Genomic DNA, 20,373 nt, shown 5'->3' with positions numbered 1-20,373 from the left:
TTGTTACGACAATTCTCCACATTCGACATTTTTCGATTTTCGCTATCCACACCATTATCCACAGAAAAAGAGACGCGAATTCCGCGTCCCTTCTGGGGTTCCTCCTGATTTCCACAAGTTTATCCACATTATCCACATTTTCTTGTGAAAAAGTTATTCGATTTCATCGGACTAAGAAAATGCTGATGGGACAACGTTTTCTAAACTTATGCACATTGTACACAGGGTGTGTGTATAACCTTGCTCACAAGGCGTGTATATATCTAAGTTTTCTCACAATTTTGTGCACAGCCTTGAATCGTGCCCAGCTTACGATGCGGACGTCGCTGTGGATGGTGCCGCTGTCTGGTTTTGCATGCGCATCGCCTGATTGCACGCGGAGACGAACGCTTTCGCCACAGCGACAAGCACGTCTTGATCGATGGCGGTATTTTTGTAAGTCTCACCGTTCACCGCAATGGTGACCTCCGCCTCTCCGGTCGCTTTTTCACCTGTGGATAACGAATGCAGCTCCAGGTCGGAGAAATCCACAGCCATCGGCATCGCCTGCTGCAACCCGTGGATAATCGCTTCGATCGGCCCTTCGCCCGTTCCGCTGTAAACTTGCTCCTCACCTGTCGTGTTGTTGCGCACGGCAACCGAGGCGACGCGATCTTTGTCGCTGTTCGAAACCACTTGCATATGAACCAGGGAGAACGGCTCCATTTGACCATCAACGGTCGATCCGACCAGTTCCATCAGTTGATCGTCCGTGACGATTTTTTGCTCATCAGCCTTCTCTTTGAACTTGGTGTACAGTGTCTCCAGCTCTTCCCCTGTCAGCTCTACCCCGAATTGCCCTACACGGTGCTTCAGCGCATGACGGCCGGAGTGTTTGCCGAGAATGATCATCGAGCGCGGCACGCCCAGCTTTTCCGGATCCATGATTTCGTAAGTGGAACGGTTTTTCAGCAGACCGTCCTGGTGAATGCCCGCTTCATGCTGGAACGCGTTGCGGCCGACAATCGGCTTGTTGTACGCGATCGGGAAGCCCATGATGCGACTGACCATTTTGGACGTGTTAAAAATCTCGCTCGTCACGATACCCGTTTCTACGCCCATCGTATGCTTCCGCGTCTCAATCGCCATGACCAGCTCTTCCAGCGAGCAGTTGCCGGCGCGTTCGCCCACGCCGTTCACGCTGACTTCCACGTGTGTGACGCCCGCGCCAATCGCAGCCAGGCTGTTCGCTACCGCCAGTCCGAGATCATTATGGCAGTGCGCACTGTACTCGACGGTGTCACCCCCGCGGACGCCTTGACGGACTCGGCGGAACATCGCGCCGTACTCTTCAGGCATCGCATACCCGACCGTGTCTGGGATGTTCAGGATCGTTGCGCCTTCGGCGATGACCGCCTCCAGCACTTCAAAAAGGAATTCATCGCCGGTCCGTGTCGCATCCATTGGCGAGAATTCGATGCGGTCTATGAATTGCTTCGCATAAGCGACCATCGACCGCGCAATCTCGACGACCTGCTGGCGCGACTTCCGCAGCTGGAAATCCAGGTGAATGTCTGACGAGGACAGGAACATGTGAATCCGGCGGAAGCCCGCGTCCTGTGTCGCTTTAACAGCGGCGTCAATGTCCGCTTGAACCGCGCGGGCGAAGCCGCAGATTTCCACGGTTTGCAGCTCGCGGGAAATTTGCTGCACCGCCTGGAAGTCGCCAGGGCTTGAGATCGGGAAGCCCGGCTCGATCGTGTCGACGCCCATTTTCGCCAGTTGGCGGGCGATGCGGATTTTTTCGTCCGGGTACAGGGATGCGCCCGGCGCCTGCTCCCCATCACGCAGTGTTGTATCGAAAATGCGAATGCGACGATTTGTGTTTGCTTGTTTCATGGTTGGTTCCTCCTTAGATTGGCCGGTCTCAGCCGGCTGTTGGGTTGGATTGTTTTCGATGTATGCTATCTAGCGCTAATTTACTGAGGGTGCTCTTGAGTTCTCACTGCCATTGTTGCTGCTGCCTTAACTGCCTCAACTGCTGCCTCTACTATTACCTTCACTACTGCTGCCTCCACTGTTACCGCCCCCAACTCGCCTCTGCTTCCTCGGCAATTTCTTAGACAAACTGCAAAAACTACATCAAATTTGCTCAAAATCGCTCATTTCGCGAAAGTACCTGCAAAAAGTGCAGTAAATTTCGCGGGGATGCCGGGTTTAGGCTAGTTTTCGAGCTGTATATCCCCATTTCCATGTATAAAATGCAGGATTTTGCTCCTATAAGGCGAGAGATGCCCATTTTGCTGTACAAATTGCAGGTTGTCGCTTAGACACCGTGCGGGGCAGACGCGTCTTGAACAACTACAACAAAAAGACCCGCCGTCTCTATCAAAGAGACGACAGGTCTTCACCCGGCGCGGTACCACTCTTGTTGACTCCTTGCAGGAGCCCACCTCAGATCCAGCGACGGGACCAGCTATAAACCGGCTATCCGCGCTGCATCACCCGATCACGGAGGTTATCCGTCCATCCCTAGCAGCCGAAGGCTGTTCAGGATGACCGCTTCCAAGCGAGTTCGGGGCGTTCAAGGTCTGCGTCGCAGCATCCCGCAGCTTTCTGTACCGTTGAGGTAGCCCTTACTATTCTTGTTCATTGCGTTGTTTGCGATATGGTTATGTGGACGGGGGTGACTCTCCGTTTGCGACTTTGTGTCACGTATCCCCAATTTCGGTTGTTTTGCTAATGGCGAGCGGTCTTTCATGCGTTCCAGCTTCATCTTTTGGCTGTCCGGACAACCAAAAAAGCCTGCCATCTCTTATAAAAGAGACGACAGGCTGTAGCCTTCCGCGGTACCACTCTCATTGATCCGAGCTGTCAACAGCTCGAAACCACTCGTGTACCCGATCACGGGGGTCAACCGTCAAGACCTACTACGAATGCCGGATCCAGCATGCTTCAGTCTTACCGCTCCCGGGCGAGTTCAGGCTGCGTTTCGTCTGTGCTTTCACCAAGCGCACAGCTCTCTGAGCGAAACTTCAGTTGCCTTACTACTCCCGTTCAATGCGTTTGAAAGTATTGATTGTGATTATAGTATGCGGATTTGGCAAAGTCAATACCGGCTCTGGAAAAAATTTTTCGGCGGCGTGGAGCCCAAGCCCAAGCTAAGCCCCCGTCGGCACCGGGCTTCCCGCACCGAGTACCCGAACAGCCGGATCTTGCCAGCAAATTGCCGCGCTACCACGTTTCCAAATCAAGCTGCGCCTCTGCTTTGAGCTCCATCGTGTCGAACTCGCCGCGCTCCCACTTAAGGAAAGCCGCGGCGCCGATCATCGCCGCGTTATCGGTGCAAAGGCTGTGCGGCGGCACCAGCAGCGGAACGCCGAGCTCCGCGCAGCGCGCCGCGAGCGCGCTGCGCAGCCCCTTGTTCGCGGCCACGCCGCCCGCGAGCAGCAATTGCTTCGCGCCGTACGCCCGCACGGCGCGGCTCGCCTTCTCCACAAGCACGTCGATGACGGATGCTTGGAAGCCCTTGGCAATCTGCGCGACCTGGACGGTCTCGCCGCGCATCTTGCTCTGGTTGACGACGTTCAGCACCGCGGATTTCAATCCGCTGAAGCTGAAGTCGTAGGAATCCGCCTCGAGCCAGGACCGAGGCAGCTTCACTTCGGTATCGGCTTCCTGCGCAAGCCGATCCACGTGCGGACCGCCCGGGTAGGGCAGGCCCATCGCCCGGGCGACTTTATCGTAGGCCTCGCCGGCCGCATCATCGCGCGTACGCCCGATGATCTTGAAGCTGCCGGGGCCTTCGAGCAGCACAAGCTCGGTGTGTCCGCCGGACACCACGAGCGAGAGGCAAGGATAGACCAGCTCATGCACGAGCTGGTTCGCATAAATATGACCGGCGATGTGATGCACGCCGATGAGCGGCAGGCCAAGCGCGCTGGCCAGCGCTTTGCCCGCGACGACGCCGACGAGCAGGGCCCCGATCAGGCCAGGGCCTTCCGTGACGGCGATCGCCGACAACTCGTGCAGGCCGACGCCTGCCTCGTCGACGGCCTGCTCCAGCATCCGCGTAATGGACTCCACGTGCTTACGCGATGCGACCTCCGGCACCACGCCGCCGAAGCGCTGGTGCGTGTCGATCTGCGAGGAGATTTTGTTCGAGCGGATGATTTTGCCATTTTCGATGATGGCTACCGATGTCTCGTCACAGCTCGTTTCAATTGCCAAAATATAAACCGGCTTGCTTGCCGGGGCGTCAGTCGTGATCTGGTCTGCTTCTGAGGTACCTGTTGGCGTCTTGCTCATGGTCTCGTTATCCATCTGTCCCAGCTGATTTTCTGTCCTACTCACACTTGTTCCCCTGTCCGAAAGCCGCCGTCACTGCTCAGATCTCTGCGCTTGGGCAAGTCCGCCCACATGACGACCGCATCCTCCCGATTGTCGGTATAATAGCCTCGGCGCACGCCGACGGCGCGGAAGCCGAGCTTCTCGTATAAATTTTGCGCTACATAATTGGACGTACGCACTTCCAGCGTCATCCGGATCGCGCCGAGGAACGCGGACGTTCTCATCAGCTCGCGCAGCAGACGCTCCCCAAGCTTGCGCCCCCGAAACGTATGTTTGACGGCAATATTGGTAACATGCGCCTCCTCCATGATGAGCCACATGCCGCCGTACCCGGCGACTTCGCCGCCGATGTCCATGATCATATAATGCGCAAACTGATTGTTGTTCAGTTCATTTTCAAAAGCGCCCTGAGTCCAAGGTGTCGTAAAGGCCTCCTGCTCAATCTCACAAATATGCGGAATATCCGCCATGGTCATCGAGCGAAAGACAAGCTGATCTTCGAGCGCATGTGGCTGACGCTGTTCCACGTTCATCGATCCCCTTTCTTCACCTGGACACCTGCCAGTAAATTCGCCTCCGCTTCCGGCAGGCGCGTATAGTTTGGCACGAACGCATGCACATCGGCCTTCTCGCCTTGCAGCAGCCGAGGATAAGCCAGCCGCCCGATAAATTCCGCTTCGATCCCGTACGGACGCACGAGAACCTCGGCAGAAACCGTCGCTGCAAAATCCTCCAGTTCCTGAGCGAACCCTGCCGTTTCACCGACGAACAGTAAGGTTCTTACCCCCGCCTGCTCCGCCTGATCGCGGACTTGCTCCAGCCAGCCTCCGATGACACGGATGCCGTCCGGCAGTACTTCGTGCCAACCAGCACGGCCAAGCCCAGTTTCCGCCCCCTCGCCTTGAAACCCGTAAACCGCCGTAAAAGCCTGCTTGCGCCGCCCGTCCATCAGCGGAATAACCCATGTCAACTCGCCATCTAATCCGGCGTCGTTCCGTACAGAACTACCAAGAGCCATCGCTTCCAAACTGGATACCCCGAGCAGATCCAACCCTAGCGCCCAGGCGTACGTTTTGCCTACGGAGACCGCAATCCGCACTCCGGTATACGAGCCTGGGCCTTGTCCTACCGCGATGGACTGAAGATCGCGCGGCGTCATCTGAAAACGCGCAAGCAAGTCATTAATATGCGGCATGAGCCCGATCGAATGATTGCGCTCCGCATGCGAGCTGATTTCCCCCAGCAGCTTGCCCTCTTCGAGCAGCGCTACGCTCATTGCCGATGTCGAGGTATCGATGGCCAGGCATCGCCCCGTTGACGGTAATCTTTCCGCCCTTATCATGGTCTGTCCCCGTTCTGTCATTATCTCTTCCCGTTCTGTCATTGTATGTGTCCGTTCTCCTTCATCTGCAAGCACCAGCTCTCATACGGCAGGCCGTATGGCGTCAGGTGAAATACGCGGGATTGATCCTCCAAGAGGCTAATTGTAATCGCAAGCCGGTCCGGAGGCAGCAAATCCGCAATCAAACTGGACCATTCAATCAGCGACACGCCCGTACCGTAAAAATAATCCTCCAGCCCGAGCTCGTCCGCTTCCTCCTGCGAAATACGGTACATATCCATATGATAAAAAGGGAGATGATCCCCCTCATATTCCTTGATAATCGTGAATGTCGGGGAGTTGACGTGCTCCGTAATACCGATGGCACGGGCAAAGCCTTGCGAGAATCGCGTTTTGCCTGCCCCCAGATCTCCATCGAGCGTAATGACCGTGCCGGGCTGCAAGTAGCCGGACAACAGCCCCCCCAGACGATCCGTATCCGCTTCCTCGCGGGATTCAAACGTATAAGTGACTTGCTGTGCGCTCATTTCCGTCCTCCGCTGCTCCTTTTTACTCCCTCTATTATAGTCTTCGCCCGCAGCAGCATCAACTGGGATCTCCGTGAGCGGCAAACAGCCCTCTCCGCACGAGGCAGAGAAGGCTGCTTGGCTTGCTCGGTAAAGGCTAGGGCGAGTCTGAAAACCCGCTCAGGGGCATCTTTCACCACCTTTTCGCCCCCTGCGGCGTCACTTTCGCTTGACGTACCCCCGGTACGCCTTCACAAAAGTTCCTTGCATGGAACGAAAATTCGGCAAAATCTGCGGCCCTCGGAGCATTCAGACTCGCCCTAGTGAACCTCTTCCAGCTCTTGCGCCAACACGACGCGTGCATCGGACGGATTCTCCTCCACATGCACCTTCACCATCGATTTGGCGGCGTCCACGCTGTCAATCCAGACCGACAAGCCATTCAAGCTGACCTCAATTTTCTCGTCGGCGGCTAGAATCTCTTGTGCGCGGTGAACGTTCATGGCTCATCCAAAACGGATTCCGGATGATCCATCGTGTCGGTGGTGCTGGCTTCGATGAGGCCATTGTGCATGGTGACGTTGCCGCCCCCCAAGCCTTCATTAATCATCCTGTCAATGTCCATGAAGTGATCGTCTTTTCCTTCGTGGTCGTTATCCTGGGAAAAGTCTTCTGCCATCCGTGAACCCTCCTTCGCTTCGCAATCGGCAGGCATCCTGCCTGCTTTTATAATCTCCCCAGCGCGCTGCGGAACCATTCTTTTCATGTGCCGCCGTATAAAGGCGGGTCTTTCCGCGAATACTAGTACAATTATGTTTGTTTGGAGGGGGAGCAGCCGTGCATACCGTTTGGAAAGGTGCAATCAGCTTCGGATTAGTCCATGTTCCGGTCAAAATGTTTTCGGCTACGGAGGACAAAGACATCTCCATGCGCTACATTCACAAAGCCTGCATCACACCGCTGTCTTACGTCCGTAAGTGCCAGACTTGCGAGAAGGAAGTCGAGTGGGAGGAAATTGCAAAGGGCTACGAGTATGAGCCAGGGCGTTTTGTTTTGTTTGAAAAAGATGAGCTCGAGACGATTTCGGGCGAAGCCAACAAGGAAATCAAAATTTTGGATTTTGTCAACTTGACGGATATTGATCCTGTATATTTTCAGAAAACCTATTACCTGGGGCCTGACGGAACTGGCGCCGGCGCCTATAGCTTGCTGCTCGAGGCGATGCGGCAGACGGGCAAAATCGGCATCTCCAAAGTATCGATCCGCTCCAAAAGCTCGCTCGCCGCAATCCGCGTAATCGACAATTGTCTGGCGATGGAGACGATTTTTTATCCCGATGAAATTCGGCCGATCACGCAGGTACCGGGTCTCCCCGACAAAGTCACCGTCAACGAGCGGGAAATGGATATGGCGAAAATGCTGATCAGCCAGTTGTCCACTCCTTTTGAACCGGACAAGTATCAGGATGAATACCGCGCGCGCATGCTGGGCGCCATTCAACAGAAGGTGGCTGGCGAAGAGGTTCAGACAGCACCAGAAGTCCAAAAGACGAGCGTCATCGACCTCATGGCTGCGCTCCAGGCAAGCCTCGATGCGACGAAGCAGGCCGACGAGAAAATGACCCTGCAGCCCGACGCTTCCGTCACGGTCGAGAAGAAGCCACGTGCTGCTGCAAAGCCCCGCGCAAAAAAAGAAAAAGCCCAAGAGCCGGTTACTTAAGACCGGCTTTTTGTATGCCCGGATAACCCGGCGACACAGCGGGCCTCATACGAGCGGTAGCAGAAGAGCTCTCCCCCCTCACAGCTGCGCAAACGTGCACGCCGCCAGCTCCGCCCCGCCGAACGCCTGAATGCTTGGATGACGCATTGTGCCGTTAGGCGTCCATTCCATGTACTGGATTTTCACCGTGAGCTGCGGCGCGAGCCAGGCCCATTCCTTGCTGTTGCGCTCCGGCTCATTGACGAACGGGTGCTGCGGTATTTTCATCCCCTCCACCAGCGCCGTAAGCTGCCGCCATTCTTCCCGGCTTACCAGCCCTGTGCCGGCGTGGCCGATGTAGACGAATCGCCCTTCGCGGTCATACAATCCGAGCAGAATCGCATTCACTGTTCCATCTCGATAGGTTACGCCGCCGATGACCGCGTACAGATCGTGGAAAATTTTACGCTTCATCCAACGCGCATCCTTACCGCCGATAGCATATGTGCTCATCAAATCCTTGCACACGATCCCCTCCATCCGGTGCGCTTTCATCAACTCGTAGAGCTGCCGTCCGTCCGGCACGCTCGGTGTCAGCTGAAGCGACGGCTGCGGCCGAATCACGCGCTCGAGCAACCGCTGCCGCTCGGCGAGCGGCTTGTCTGTCACCCACTCACCGTTCAGCATCAGCAGGTCGAACAGCATATACGTGACCGGCGTCTGGTGCCGGGCCTTAGCAATGTTGACTTCCTTGCGCAGCGACTCGCGCTTCATAATCTGATGGAACGACGGCTTGGCGTCATCCATCGCGATTATTTCGCCGTCCAGAATGACGGACGACGCCGTGCAGTAGGCGCGAACATCCAGCAACTCTGGATACTGCAGCGTGCGCTCGTTGCGGCGTCGATTCCACAAACGGGTCGACTGACCGTCGAAATAGGTGAGCATGCGAATGCCATCCCATTTAATCTGTGCGATCCAGTTCGGTCCTGTCGGAATCTTCTCCGACTGGATCGGTTCAAAAGGTATGATCGGTTCCAACTCCATGCTTGCTTTTCTCCCTTTTCCACGAGTGTTGCTTCCTAGTGTTGCCCCTGCACAAAACCGTATACAGATGTTTCAAAATCTGAGATACTGTCAATGGTGCAGGAGGGAATTCATCATGATTTATACCGCAAGTTTTATCTTTTTACTTACGATGACATTCGTCATCTGGCAGCCGAAGGGCCTGAATATCGCCTGGTCAGCTTCGGCCGGCGCGATGCTTGCGCTGCTCTGCGGAGCTGTCACCTTCGGAGACGTCGCTGAAGTCACAGGCATCGTCTGGAATGCCACACTAGCCTTTATCGGCATCATTATAATCTCGATCGTGCTGGACAGCATCGGCTTCTTCGAATGGTCCGCACTGCATATGGCCCGCCTCGCCAAAGGCGACGGCAAGCGCATGTTTGTGTACGTTATCCTGCTGGGAGCGGCGGTATCCGCCTTCTTCGCCAATGACGGGGCTGCGCTAATTTTGACCCCGATCGTGCTGGCGATGGTCCGCGCCCTGAAATTGCCGGAGCCGATGGTCCTGCCTTTTATAATGGCCAGCGGCTTTATTGCCGACACGACATCCATTCCTTTTATCATCAGTAATCTCGTTAACATCATCGCGGCCGATTTCTTCGGAATCGGATTCGTCACCTATGCCAGCCGGATGTTCGTTACAGGGTTAGTCTCACTGGGCGCAAGCCTGCTCGTGCTCTACCTGTATTACCGTAAACAGATCCCGCAGACGTACGATATTGCCCAGGCAATGAATCCGAGTGACGTGATCAAAGATCGAAAGCTATTTAGCTACTCGTGGTGGATTCTAGGCATTTTGCTCACGGCCTACATCGCAAGCGGTTTCGTGTATATCCGGGTGTCGTTCCTTGTATGCGCAGCAGCACTAAGCTTTCTGTTAGCAGCAAGGACAAGCCCTGCGGTCAATACGCGAAAAATCTTGAAAGAAGCGCCTTGGACCATCGTGATCTTCTCGATTAGCATGTATGTTGTCGTATACGGGCTCAAAAACGCGGGACTGACCGATGCCCTCGGGAATTTCATCGCGTGGATGGCTCATCAAGGAGTGTTCGCTGCGACGATCGGCATGGGCTTCCTCTCGGCCGTGCTCTCCTCCGTCATGAACAACCTGCCGACTGTGCTGATCGGATCGCTGGCCGTGCAGGGGGCGCAAGCGGAGGGCATCGTGCACGAAGCGCTCGTGTACGCCAACGTCATCGGGTCGGATCTCGGCCCGAAAATGACACCGATCGGCTCGCTGGCCACCCTCATCTGGCTGCACGTCCTCTCCCGCAAAGGCGTCAAAATCACCTGGGGCGCCTACTTCAAAACCGGTGTCGTGCTGACGGTGCCTACGCTTTTGATCACACTGATCGGCCTTTATCTATGGCTCCATATCGTAGCCTAACGCCGCGCGAGTTTGAGATGCCCCCTTCCGGGCGATACTTCAGATAGACGTTGGAACGTCTGCACATGAAGCTTGGGAGGCGGGTTATTTGGCGTATAAAACTGAAAAAGGCACCCTGTTGGTCGAAGGCAACGAACTCACCATCACGAATCCGAACAAGCCGCTGTGGCCGGAGCTGGGCATTACCAAGGCGGATTATCTGACGAAGCTGGGCGAGCTTGCTCCTCATCTCCTGCGTTACTGCCGCAACCGGCATTTGACGACAATCCGGTATCCGCACGGCTATAACGACAAATCCTTCTATCAAAAAAATGCCCCTGAACCAACACCTGACTTCGTCAACTTGGCTCCGCTCGACGGCATTAATTATGTGAATCTCGACTCGCTCTCCACGCTGATTTGGTTGGGGAACCTGACCTGTCTGGAGTTTCACCCTTCGTTTCACTATGTCGGACAGACGATGCCGGCGGAGTGGCTCATCGACATCGATCCTTCCCGCGAAGAGGAACCGCGCATTATGGAGGCTGCGCAGCTCATCGGCGAAATCCTGGACTCTCTGCGCATTCAGTCTGTGCCCAAGACGTCCGGCGCCACCGGCGTACAAATCTACATCCCGATTCAGCCGAAATACACGTTCGAGGAGCTGCGAAAAATCGGGCATTTCATCGCCGAGTATGCGGTGCAGCAGCATCCCAAGCTGTTCACCATCGAACGGTTCAAGAAAAATCGCGGCGACCTGATCTACATCGACTACCTCCAGCACTGGTACGGCAAAACGCTGTCCGCGCCATACACCCCGCGCGCCACCAAGGATGCGACCGTGTCGACGCCGCTCCTTTGGGAGGAAGTCGCACTGCGTCCCAGCCCGCGCGAATTCAATCTGCTGACGATCATGAATCGTCTGCGCACCTACGGGGACCTCATTCAGCGCGTTCCCCCGCAAAATCTCGACGCCATCCTGTCCCGACTGTAAGCCTGCCTAGAATAAAGGTGACAGCAGCCGGGCGATGGCTTCTTTGCCTTTGACGGACCTCGGCCTTTGCAAGAAGGCCGCAAGCTCCACTTCTTCGCACTCCTGCAGGTCCTTAGTAAAATCCTGCTCCAGCCGTCGGATCTCCGCCTCGCTGAAGAGGACCGCATTCAGCTCGAAGTTGCTGAAGAAGCTGCGCATATCCATATTCGCGGTCCCCGCCGTCGCCATGAAGTCGTCAAACAAAATGACCTTGGCATGGATAAAGCCCTTGCGGTACAGATAGAACCGGACGCCCGCCTGCAGCAGTTCCTGCATATATGATTGCGAGGCATATTGCACAATGCGGGAATCGCCCTTGTACGGAAGGATGACCCGCACATCCGCGCCGCTGCTCGCTGCGGTTTTCAGCGCCATCGTAATGCTCGGATCCGGGATGAAATACGGCGTCGTCACATAAATGCGCCTGCGCGCCGCAATCATGCCGGTGAAGAACATCTCCTGAATCGTATCCCAGTACCGGTCCGGGCCGCTGGAGATGATCTGCACGTGCGCTTCCTCCTCCACATCCAGCTTAGGAAACAGATCCTTATCCCGCAGCTTCCGTCCGCTGACAAAGGCCCAGTCCGTCAGAAACGTGCGCTGCAAGTCCGCAACCGCCTCGCCTTCCAATTTTAAATGCGTATCCCGCCAGAAGCCGAGCTTCGGGTCTCCCCCCAAATATTCGTCACCAATATTAATACCGCCGACAAAACCAACCTTGCCGTCCACTACCACAATCTTGCGGTGATTCCGGTAATTCAGCCGTTTCTCGAAGAAGGCGATGAGCGGTTTCAAGAACGGATACACCTCGCAGCCAACCGCCTTCAACTTATCTACGTAAGCCTTGGGCAGCTGGTACGAGCCCATGCCATCGTAGATCACCCGTACTTGAACCCCTTCCCGCGCCTTGCGGATCAGCACATCCTGGAACCGCCGCCCCGTCTCGTCATCACGAATCGTATAAAATTCAAAATGAATATGCCGATGCGCAAGCTCCAAATCTTCCAGCAAAGCGTCATACGTCGCCGCCGCATTCGTCAGGACCTCGACCCGATTGCGGACTGTCAGCGGTGCGCCAGGTACCCGCCGCAGCCACTCGCAAAGTCGTTCATCCATCCTGGCCGGCCAGGTTTCCGCCCCTTCCTCACACACAGATTGCTCGCGGTCCCCGCGATGATCCCGGTACACCCGCTTCCGCCTGACATACTCCCGCGCCATAAAGTAATACATAACGAATCCAATAATTGGAAAAATATACAAAATAGAAAGCCACGCTACACTCTTTGCAGGTCTCTTGTACTCGCTGAGCAGAATAGCGGCCGCCTGCAGGATGAACAAAAGCAGCAATGATACAAGCCAAACCAATGTGTTCCCTCCTCATCTGCGCCGCCTTCGCCGCTTCCTGTATCTTCATGCTCCGATAGCTTTTGCCAACATTCCGAAACCTATTCCCCAAGGGATTCTTTCTCATGAGACTATAAATTTTTCCAACTTTCGTAATAAAATCCTGACTTTCCGACAGAATAATAGATGCTTTGCTCTGAACCCAATTCCGGCTGCGGCAGGAGGTGCCCTGAACTTGACCAAGCGATCTACTTATTTCATGCGTGCCCTTTTGCGGGATCGGTTTTTGCCATCCGGCTCGGCGGCAGGCGGCGCGTCCGAAGCGCAGCAGGATCCGCGCGAGTATCAGTTCATCGAACAGCTGAAACAGACCAAGCTGTCCCTCCTGCTGGATGAGAATCACAGCTTCATCAAAGACCTGTTCAACGAATGCTCGGACGTCGTTGTCCGTGAATTTCAGCTGGAAGGCGGCATTCCTGCACTGCTTCTGTTTGTCGACGGGCTGACCAATACACAGCTTCTCAACGAAACCATGAAGGTGCTCATGCTGCTCGGCACGGGAGAAACCGCCATCTCGCAAATTGAGGACAAGATGCTTCCCGTCTCGCAAACACAAATCTCCGACAACTACGGCGATCTGCTCGCGTCAGTCCTGGGCGGCGACGCCGCCCTGCTTGTGGAGGCCAACGATAAAGCGATCCTGCTGGGCATTCGAGGAGCCGAGAAGCGGTCCATCGGGGAGCCGGAAACAGAGACGGTCGTCCGCGGCCCTCGCGAGGGCTTCGTTGAGAGCATCCGCACCAACACGTCAATGCTCCGGCGCAAGATCAAGACGCCGAAGCTGAAAATGAAGTCGATGAGTGTCGGCAAGGAGAGCAATACCAACCTGGTCGTCTGTTATATGGATGACCTGGCGATGCCTTCGTTGGTGGAAGAAGTCGTCAAGCGGCTGGAGCAGATAAAAGTCGATGCGATCTTCGAATCCGGCATGATTGAGGAATTCATCCAAGACGACGCGTTCTCGCCGTTTCCGCAAATGCAATACACCGAGCGCCCTGACGTTGTGGCGAGCGCCCTTCTGCAAGGGCGAGTTGCCATTATGACGGACGGCACCCCGTTCGTGCTTATCGTTCCTTTTGTTTTTATTCAGATTATGCAGACGAATGAAGATTACTATGAACGTTTCCAGATCGGTACGCTCCTGCGCCTGCTTCGGTATGTGTTTATGTTTTTGTCACTTACAACGCCAGCCCTTTATGTCGCCATTACGACGTACCATCAAGAACTACTACCGACTTCTCTCATGCTCAGCGTAGCTGCAGCCCGTGAAGCCATACCCTTTCCGGCCGTCGTCGAGGCGCTCATTATGGAGATTACGTTCGAAGCCCTGCGGGAAGCCGGGATTCGCCTGCCGAAAGCGGTCGGCTCCGCCGTGTCCATTCTCGGAGCGCTTGTCGTAGGCCAAGCCGCTGTGCAAGCGGGTATCGTCTCGGCGCCGATGGTTATTGTCGTGTCGATCACGGGGATTGCGTCTTTTACCATCCCCCGTTTTAACGGCGCGATTGCGATTCGGATGCTGCGCTTTCCCATTTTGATCGCGGCTTCCATCTTTGGGTTCTATGGGATCTTCTTCTCGCTCATGATCCTGATTGGACATATGGCCAACTTACGCTCTTTCGGCGTTCCTTACTTGTCTCCGATCGGACCTTTATCTGCGGCAGATATGAAGGATGTGCTCGTACGCTCACCTCTGTGGGAAATGGTAAAACGGCCTGAGTTTATGACCGTACAGGACAACACGCGCATGGGCAACGAACTTCCCCAAACAATCAAAAAAGAGGGCGGGCTCGACGGCAGCAATATCGATCATGTGCATAAATCCAGCGAGGAGGAACCTCCCAATGGCTCGTCTTAAGCGATATGTCCGGACGACGCTGCTTCTCCTCCTTGCCTGTCCGCTGCTCACGGGATGCTGGGACCGTGTTGAAACGAACGATATCGCCTTTGTCCTGACTGCCTCCTTCGATCTGGAGGATGATGGCAGGTACCGGATTGCCTACATGTTCCCGCTCCCCGGTTCTATGGGCGGCGCAAGCGGCGGCGGCGGCGGTACATCCGGCAACAAGAGCTATTACATCGATTCGGAAGTTGGGAAAACGCTTCGGGAAGCGAACAACAAGCTGCAAATGAGGCTGTCTCGACACATCCTGTTATCCCATCGGAGGACAATTGTGATCGGAGAGAAGCTCGCCAAGTCCGGCATCCACGTGCTGTTCGACGTGCTGCCCCGCTCTCCGGAGAACCGGATGATCGGCTTTCTCGTTGCCACGAAGGGCAGGGGCTACGACCTGCTGAACAGTTCACCTAAGTTTGAGCGGTTTCCAGCCGAGACGCTCCGCGAAATGTCCAAATCCAGGAACTCGCTGCCAACCTCGCTCAAAGATGTCGGAATCTCGTTAAGTTTTGGCGCCGATCCCATCGTTACCTATTTTGAAATGGCGGAAACCCAAGCGGCCAAGGAAGTCTCCCACGAAGTTCAACTGAAAGGGTACGTTCAGTTTAAGGGGGATCGAATGGTCGGTGTTTTCAGGGACAAAGAAGCTAAAGGATTACTCTGGCTCCGGGGGCAGCCGAAAGAGCAAATGTATACGTTCCCCGTCACAGATGGAGATGCTGCCAATGTTTCCGTTACGGTCCTTGGAGGAAAAACGACCATTACGCCTGTGGTACATGATGATCGTATCGACTTTGCGGTGAGCATCTTTGCCAAGGGCACTGTCCGGGAAGATCAAACGGGGGAGGACCTGGGCGATACGAAGGTGATTAAGCGACTGCAGGACAAGTTCGCCGAACAAATTCAGCTTGCCGCACAAGCGGCCATTCGCAAGATGCAAAAAGAAGGGACAGATTCTGCACATCTCGGACTTCGCGTATGGCGACAGCATCCTCAATTGTGGAAAACGAAGTACGAGAAAGACTGGGACACCCTTTTTAAAGAAGCACAGTTCCGTATTGCCGTTACCGCTGACATCGTCGATGCCGGGCTCATCAATAAAAATCTCGTGCAGGGAGACGAATGACGCATGAACAGCATATTTGCAGTCTTCTTTCTCCTTACGTTGGCGGTGTCCATCCTGTTTGACCGCAAAGCGTTAAAAAAAGCGAGAACAGCGGTTAAGGTCGTGTATTTCTGTACGATCCTTCTCCTCTTAATCATTTTCACAAGTCCGTTCCTGCATATTGTCATTCCGATGCCGATTTATTTTTTCATTAACACCGTGTCGCCCTGGCTCGTCCAAGCGCTCGGTCTTCAAGCATAAAGGCGGTGTTCCCCATCGATCGCAAACAAATTATTAACCAACGGCAGCTCTCCTGGTTGACCTCGTCGATCATTACAAGCGGAGGGATCTTAACGTTGCAAAACGTGATGCTGCGCATCAGCCAGATGGATGCCTGGTACAGTTATTTATTTTCCGCCTTGTATGTGATCGGGATCGCCGCTTTCTTCGGTTATCTCACCAAGCATTACCCGGAGAGGCATATCTTTGATATAACCAAAGAAGTATTGGGCCGATGGGGCGGCACGTTGGTCAATTTGATCATGGTGTTTCATTTCTGGCAAATTGTCGTTCGCGATGTCGCGTCGATTTCCCACTTCAGCTCGACGCTGTTGCTGCACTCGACGCCGTTTGAAATTTTGATTTTTCTGCCGTGTTTTCTCCTCATGTATTTCGGCAAAACGAGCGTTGAAGTTATTGCCAGGGTCAATGACTTATTTTATCCGCTCTTCATGGTCACGATCCTTGCGATGCCGCTCATGCTCTCGAACGAATTCTTTCCCAGACTGCTGACACCGACGCTCACGATGCCAGCTCCGCAGCTTGTAACAAGCGGCTTTCTGACGCTAGGCAGCGCCGGCGATCTGTTTATTCTGGGCGCATTTCTTCATATGCTCTATAACTCGAATCACGTCCGGTCGGCCATCCGCCATGGCGCGCTGCTGGGCCTCTTTTTGCTCACCTTGCTCCTGTTTCTGATTATTGCCGTGCTGGGTCCCAAAATGCCGGGCAACTTTATGTATCCCGTCTACAATCTGGTCCAGATGATTCACATTACGGACTTCCTGGACCGTCTGGATCTGGTCATGCTCATGATCTGGTTTCCGACGATTGCCTGCAAGACGATCGCGATCTACCTGGCTCTGCTCATCGGCATCTCCTCAATCATCAACGAGCCGAACTATCCCTATTTGAATAAACCGATCAGCTTGCTCATGGTCGTCACCACGATTTTTTCATTTAAAAATATTTCGGAAGTGCTGCGCTTCTCCAATTTCAGCTCGCCGGTTATTGTGCTGGCCTATCAGCCGCTTCTTGCCCTGCTCATTCTTATCGTGGGTCTTGTGAAAAAAAGGAAAGGGACAGACTCGCAGTCATCCAATTCCTCCGAAGCGCAGCCGCATGGCAAGAGATCGGCACAGTTTCTCGGGAAAGTGAGTCAACTCCTGCCTTACTCCGCATGGCGCTGGAGCGGCAATATCCTTATCCTGCTCTGCGGCGGATGCATCCTGGTCGGCTTAATGTTCAGCGGGGGTACCCCATTAGTGGGGGCACTTTGCGGCGCAACTTTCGCATTCTGCTTCTTCCTGACGACTATAACAACATACATGGAAGTTACGATCCTGAAGCAGGCGGATAGCGGAGGCTCTTAAAGTCAAGGTTGTAACTACCAACCTGGCCATACCTGAAGCTGGAGGAATGCTTATAAGAACTACAAAAGCGCCTGCTCGCGCAGACGCTTCTTTCTTAGACGGGAACTGCTTGATTCAATCGGCTTTTTGCCACTTTCAAGTACCCGTATACGTTTAAAAACTCACTATCGTTCGTAAATCTCAACTTCATCGGTCCGGCCGCATCCAAAATATACGGCTTGAGCGCCGCAGCGCCGCCGCCGATGACGTAAAAGCATTGAATGTCCGGGCACTTGCGCCAGCGTTTCTTGATCATTTCGACCATGCGCGCAGCAGCACGGCGGAAATGCTGGTCGACAATCGCGCGGATGTCCACCTGGCCTTCACCTGGCAATTGAATCATATACTGGCGATTCTTGACGCGCACCGCCAGCTTGGCACGGCTTGGGAACACGTAGCCGTAAGCATCTTCCACGTCGCGAATGATCGCGTCTAGATAGGTCGCAATGCCGATCTGCTCGCCATGGCTGAAATGATTGTCGATTGCCATGCGCTTGATGACCGGAAAGTCCGTCGTCAACGCGCCGATCTCGCACACGCCGATGATGCCGCTGTAGATTTCCTCGTCCTTCACCTGCAAGCTGTCATGCGTGGCCAGATGGAACATTGCGGCTGCGCCTTCAATCGAAATTGCCGCTTTACGGACGATGACTTTGACTTTGCGGTTACGCAGCTGCGGCGTGGACAGGAACGTTACCTCATGTTCGCCGAGCAACCGTTGTTCGAATTGCTGATGATATTTGGCGTAAGCGCGCACTGGTAGGCCAGTGCCGATCGTATATTCGACCTCGTCCGTCTGTCCGTAGCCGCTTGCGGCGGTTTGGCCTATGAGACCTTGGTAAGCAAGTGCCGTCAAGGCGACGATAAGAGATTGGTCCGACAGCGCTTTGTTATCGGTATCTTCCAGTTCGAGATTATCTTCGTGCTCGAGCGCGAGCTGTCCGACGAAGTATCGTTGATTTCGCTGCGAGAGGCTTGGGCTGTAGATCACAACGTCAAGCGCTTTCCAAGCGGAGTCTTCTTCCTGCAAAATGTGTCGCTCATATCCCGGTGCGATGATATTGGGAATGACGAACGGGTCCTTCGAGCCGTCGACTACCAATTTAATGCTGTCGTTTCCAATATCGATCCCTGCAAGCTTTATCATACGCGTCCACTCCATATCTGCTCGTTCTCTCAATTTGATATAAGAAGATTCGCGTATTTACAACAGGATTCCTTCCTACTTTCGACTCATTTTCCTAGGACTGGCGGGCAATCGGCAGGGTTTTTAGCAGAAAATGACGAATGGTGTACAGGACTTTCCGTTACCAAAATCAACCACGACAGGAGATACTGAAGCTTTGAGAAAGTTCAATGTGACGAAGGTTAATTGGATGAAATTCAAGTGGAAACCGAAAAAAATGACACTGGTGATCATTCCGGATGCGAACCAATCCGTGGTCCGCTTCAGGGTGTCCCATATTTTTGCTTATCTCGCAGGCGCAGGGTTAACCCTGCTGCTGCTTATGTCTATCTTTATCTATGTGCTGCACGCGCACACGTTAAAACAAACGGTTGCCTTGCAATCGAAGCTGAGCGGCGCCAACCAGGAATGGAGCGCGACCGTCACGTCCAAGGACGCTGCCATCGAACAACTGCAGAACGAGGTGATTCAGCTCTCTCAGCAAACGGAACAAATGAAATCCCAGTTGGAAGAGGTAAAAAAGCTGGAGAGCGACCTCAAAACAATCGCCGGCATTGACAGCGACGCGACCGGCAAAGCGTTCGCCAGCGCCGACACGGCGAAGAAAGCTGAAGGCGACGCAGCAGCTTCTACTGGCGTCGGAGGCAGCCCGGACCCCGTGTCGCAGGATGCCATCCTGAAGCTCGGCGAGATGACGTCGGCATCGCTGACCGCCCTTGGCGGCGAAGTGGCCGAGCTGCAAGTGAATCTGACCGCCACGAAGCAGAAGGTCGCAGAAAGACAAGCCCAGCTGCGGATAACTCCGACGCTGTGGCCGACGATGACGAAGGTGGTCACGTCCCCTTTTGGCTACCGTTCCGACCCGTTTACGAAAATCCCGAGTTTTCATTCCGGCATCGATTTCGGCGCGCATGAAAACGATCCTGTTTTCGCAACCGCCGCCGGCACCGTCGTATCGACGGGCAAAGACATCTATCATGGCAACAACATTGTCATCGAGCACTCCCAAGGACTTCGTACCTGGTATATGCATTTGAACAAAATTCTTGTGAATCGCGGCGATACCCTGGAAAAAGGCGACACCATCGGCCTCGTCGGCTCGACAGGTCGCAGCACCGGCGCCCACCTGCATTACGAGGTGCTTAAAAATGGCGAAAGCATCGACCCCAAACCATATCTCAAAGCTATGCGAAAGGATGACAACTAGCATGTTTAAGAAAGGTAAAAACCTCTTGAATCCCAACACAACCGATACCTTGATTGGGGAAGGCACCGTCTTTGAAGGACGCATCAAATCGGAAGCGAGCCTGCGGATCGAAGGCACCATTACGGGGGATGTCGACTGTGCAGGCGATGTCATTATCGGCGAGAACGGCGTCGTCAAATCGAATATTTCCGCGCGGGATGTCGTGTTGGCCGGGAGCGTTCACGGCAATATTACGACGAAAGGCAAACTGACGATTACGTCAACTGGCGCGCTGCACGGCAACCTCAGCGCCGCTTCGTTCATCATTGAGGAAGGCGGCGTCTTCCAAGGCAGCTCCAAGATGGAATCGAAAGCTGTGGTTCCAGCGGAGGCTCAGGCGCCTAAGCCTGAGGGAGATCAGGACGGCGGCTTGAACAAGCCTGCTTACTCGCCGGATAGCGGCTATAAGGGTGCGACGATCGCGATGTAGCGTTGTGTGCGGGCAAGCGCACCCTAAGACGGAGAGAGGCATGATGCGAGAGCGTCTGGGCGGCTAGGCTAATCC

Annotated in this window: 19 protein-coding genes and 2 other annotated features; of the genes, 9 read left to right on the top strand and 10 right to left on the bottom strand. The window is 54.6% G+C overall.

The window, feature by feature from the left end:
* Window positions 1–309 precede the first annotated feature (309 nt).
* From ABE504_RS01375 to ABE504_RS01345, 7 genes are all read right to left on the bottom strand, one after another.
* Window positions 310–1,878 carry a 2-isopropylmalate synthase gene (locus tag ABE504_RS01375; protein WP_430083431.1) on the bottom strand — a complete coding sequence of 523 codons (1,569 nt, stop codon included), beginning with the start codon at window positions 1,876–1,878 and terminating at the stop codon, window positions 310–312.
* A gap of 490 nt (window positions 1,879–2,368) precedes the next feature.
* Window positions 2,369–2,641: a binding site (T-box leader), on the bottom strand.
* Window positions 2,642–2,798: 157 nt separating this feature from the next.
* Window positions 2,799–3,049, bottom strand: a binding site (T-box leader).
* 164 nt (window positions 3,050–3,213) lie between these two features.
* The gene (gene tsaD, locus ABE504_RS01370; protein WP_430084722.1) at window positions 3,214–4,287 is read right to left on the bottom strand and encodes a tRNA (adenosine(37)-N6)-threonylcarbamoyltransferase complex transferase subunit TsaD; all 1,074 of its coding nucleotides are present in this window, start codon (window positions 4,285–4,287) and stop codon (window positions 3,214–3,216) included.
* Window positions 4,288–4,328: 41 nt separating this feature from the next.
* Window positions 4,329–4,862 (bottom strand): ribosomal protein S18-alanine N-acetyltransferase, encoded by a 534-nt coding sequence (rimI, locus tag ABE504_RS01365; RefSeq protein ID WP_430083428.1) that lies wholly within the window; start codon window positions 4,860–4,862, stop codon window positions 4,329–4,331.
* Entirely contained in the window at window positions 4,859–5,713 is an 855-nt protein-coding gene (gene tsaB / locus ABE504_RS01360) for a tRNA (adenosine(37)-N6)-threonylcarbamoyltransferase complex dimerization subunit type 1 TsaB (protein ID WP_430083425.1), read from the bottom strand. Before tsaB ends, rimI begins: the two co-directional genes overlap by 4 nt.
* Window positions 5,710–6,198 carry a tRNA (adenosine(37)-N6)-threonylcarbamoyltransferase complex ATPase subunit type 1 TsaE gene (gene tsaE / locus ABE504_RS01355; RefSeq protein ID WP_430083422.1) on the bottom strand — a complete coding sequence of 163 codons (489 nt, stop codon included), beginning with the start codon at window positions 6,196–6,198 and terminating at the stop codon, window positions 5,710–5,712. The genes tsaB and tsaE overlap by 4 nt, the downstream gene beginning before the upstream one ends.
* A 299-nt stretch (window positions 6,199–6,497) precedes the next feature.
* Window positions 6,498–6,680 carry a small, acid-soluble spore protein, H family gene (locus tag ABE504_RS01350; RefSeq protein ID WP_430083420.1) on the bottom strand — a complete coding sequence of 61 codons (183 nt, stop codon included), beginning with the start codon at window positions 6,678–6,680 and terminating at the stop codon, window positions 6,498–6,500.
* Window positions 6,677–6,856, bottom strand: coding sequence for a hypothetical protein (locus tag ABE504_RS01345; RefSeq protein WP_430083417.1), 180 nt, complete (start codon window positions 6,854–6,856; stop codon window positions 6,677–6,679). The genes ABE504_RS01350 and ABE504_RS01345 overlap by 4 nt, the downstream gene beginning before the upstream one ends.
* A 158-nt stretch (window positions 6,857–7,014) precedes the next feature.
* On the opposite strand from ABE504_RS01345, the gene ABE504_RS01340 reads away from it, so the two are divergent.
* Window positions 7,015–7,896, top strand: a complete 882-nt coding sequence (locus ABE504_RS01340; RefSeq protein ID WP_430083414.1) for a Ku protein — start codon at window positions 7,015–7,017, stop codon at window positions 7,894–7,896.
* A 78-nt stretch (window positions 7,897–7,974) separates the two neighbouring features.
* Here the strand turns inward: ABE504_RS01340 and ABE504_RS01335 are convergent, their stop codons facing one another.
* Window positions 7,975–8,922 carry a DNA ligase gene (locus ABE504_RS01335; RefSeq protein ID WP_430083411.1) on the bottom strand — a complete coding sequence of 316 codons (948 nt, stop codon included), beginning with the start codon at window positions 8,920–8,922 and terminating at the stop codon, window positions 7,975–7,977.
* 115 nt (window positions 8,923–9,037) lie between these two features.
* Between ABE504_RS01335 and ABE504_RS01330 the strand changes: the two genes are divergently transcribed.
* Both ABE504_RS01330 and ligD read left to right on the top strand, forming a co-directional pair.
* Complete coding sequence (locus ABE504_RS01330; protein ID WP_430083408.1) at window positions 9,038–10,330, top strand: arsenic transporter; 1,293 nt, start codon at window positions 9,038–9,040, stop codon at window positions 10,328–10,330.
* Between the two features lie 88 nt (window positions 10,331–10,418).
* A complete protein-coding gene (gene ligD, locus ABE504_RS01325; RefSeq protein WP_430083405.1) occupies window positions 10,419–11,303 on the top strand; it encodes a non-homologous end-joining DNA ligase in 885 nt (294 codons plus the stop codon).
* A gap of 6 nt (window positions 11,304–11,309) precedes the next feature.
* On the opposite strand, the gene cls is transcribed toward ligD, so the two are convergent.
* Window positions 11,310–12,707 carry a cardiolipin synthase gene (cls, locus tag ABE504_RS01320; RefSeq protein WP_430083402.1) on the bottom strand — a complete coding sequence of 466 codons (1,398 nt, stop codon included), beginning with the start codon at window positions 12,705–12,707 and terminating at the stop codon, window positions 11,310–11,312.
* Window positions 12,708–12,945: 238 nt separating this feature from the next.
* Here cls and ABE504_RS01315 point away from each other — a divergent pair, with 238 nt between their 5' ends.
* The 4 genes from ABE504_RS01315 to ABE504_RS01300 are packed head-to-tail and all read left to right on the top strand — an operon-like array spanning window position 12,946 to window position 17,397.
* Window positions 12,946–14,601, top strand: coding sequence for a spore germination protein (locus tag ABE504_RS01315; protein WP_430084719.1), 1,656 nt, complete (start codon window positions 12,946–12,948; stop codon window positions 14,599–14,601).
* Entirely contained in the window at window positions 14,588–15,766 is a 1,179-nt protein-coding gene (locus tag ABE504_RS01310; RefSeq protein WP_430083399.1) for a Ger(x)C family spore germination protein, read from the top strand. Before ABE504_RS01315 ends, ABE504_RS01310 begins: the two co-directional genes overlap by 14 nt.
* Before the next feature lie 3 nt (window positions 15,767–15,769).
* A complete protein-coding gene (locus ABE504_RS01305) occupies window positions 15,770–16,006 on the top strand; it encodes a hypothetical protein (protein ID WP_430083397.1) in 237 nt (78 codons plus the stop codon).
* 5 nt (window positions 16,007–16,011) lie between these two features.
* Window positions 16,012–17,397 (top strand): GerAB/ArcD/ProY family transporter, encoded by a 1,386-nt coding sequence (locus ABE504_RS01300; protein ID WP_430083394.1) that lies wholly within the window; start codon window positions 16,012–16,014, stop codon window positions 17,395–17,397.
* A 94-nt stretch (window positions 17,398–17,491) separates the two neighbouring features.
* Here ABE504_RS01300 and ABE504_RS01295 read toward each other — a convergent pair whose 3' ends face one another.
* The gene (locus tag ABE504_RS01295; protein ID WP_430083391.1) at window positions 17,492–18,583 is read right to left on the bottom strand and encodes a ParM/StbA family protein; all 1,092 of its coding nucleotides are present in this window, start codon (window positions 18,581–18,583) and stop codon (window positions 17,492–17,494) included.
* Between the two features lie 196 nt (window positions 18,584–18,779).
* Here ABE504_RS01295 and ABE504_RS01290 point away from each other — a divergent pair, with 196 nt between their 5' ends.
* Together ABE504_RS01290 and ABE504_RS01285 are read left to right on the top strand one after the other, a co-directional pair.
* Entirely contained in the window at window positions 18,780–19,829 is a 1,050-nt protein-coding gene (locus ABE504_RS01290; RefSeq protein ID WP_430083389.1) for a peptidoglycan DD-metalloendopeptidase family protein, read from the top strand.
* Between the two features lies 1 nt (window position 19,830).
* On the top strand, window positions 19,831–20,298 hold the full coding sequence (locus ABE504_RS01285) for a bactofilin family protein (RefSeq protein ID WP_430083386.1): 468 nt from the start codon (window positions 19,831–19,833) through the stop codon (window positions 20,296–20,298).
* Window positions 20,299–20,373 lie beyond the last annotated feature (75 nt).

Source organism: Paenibacillus oryzisoli (assembly GCF_050467285.1).
GTDB lineage: Bacteria > Bacillota > Bacilli > Paenibacillales > NBRC-103111 > Paenibacillus_E > Paenibacillus_E oryzisoli_A.
This window is presented reverse-complemented; position numbering and strand designations above follow the sequence as displayed.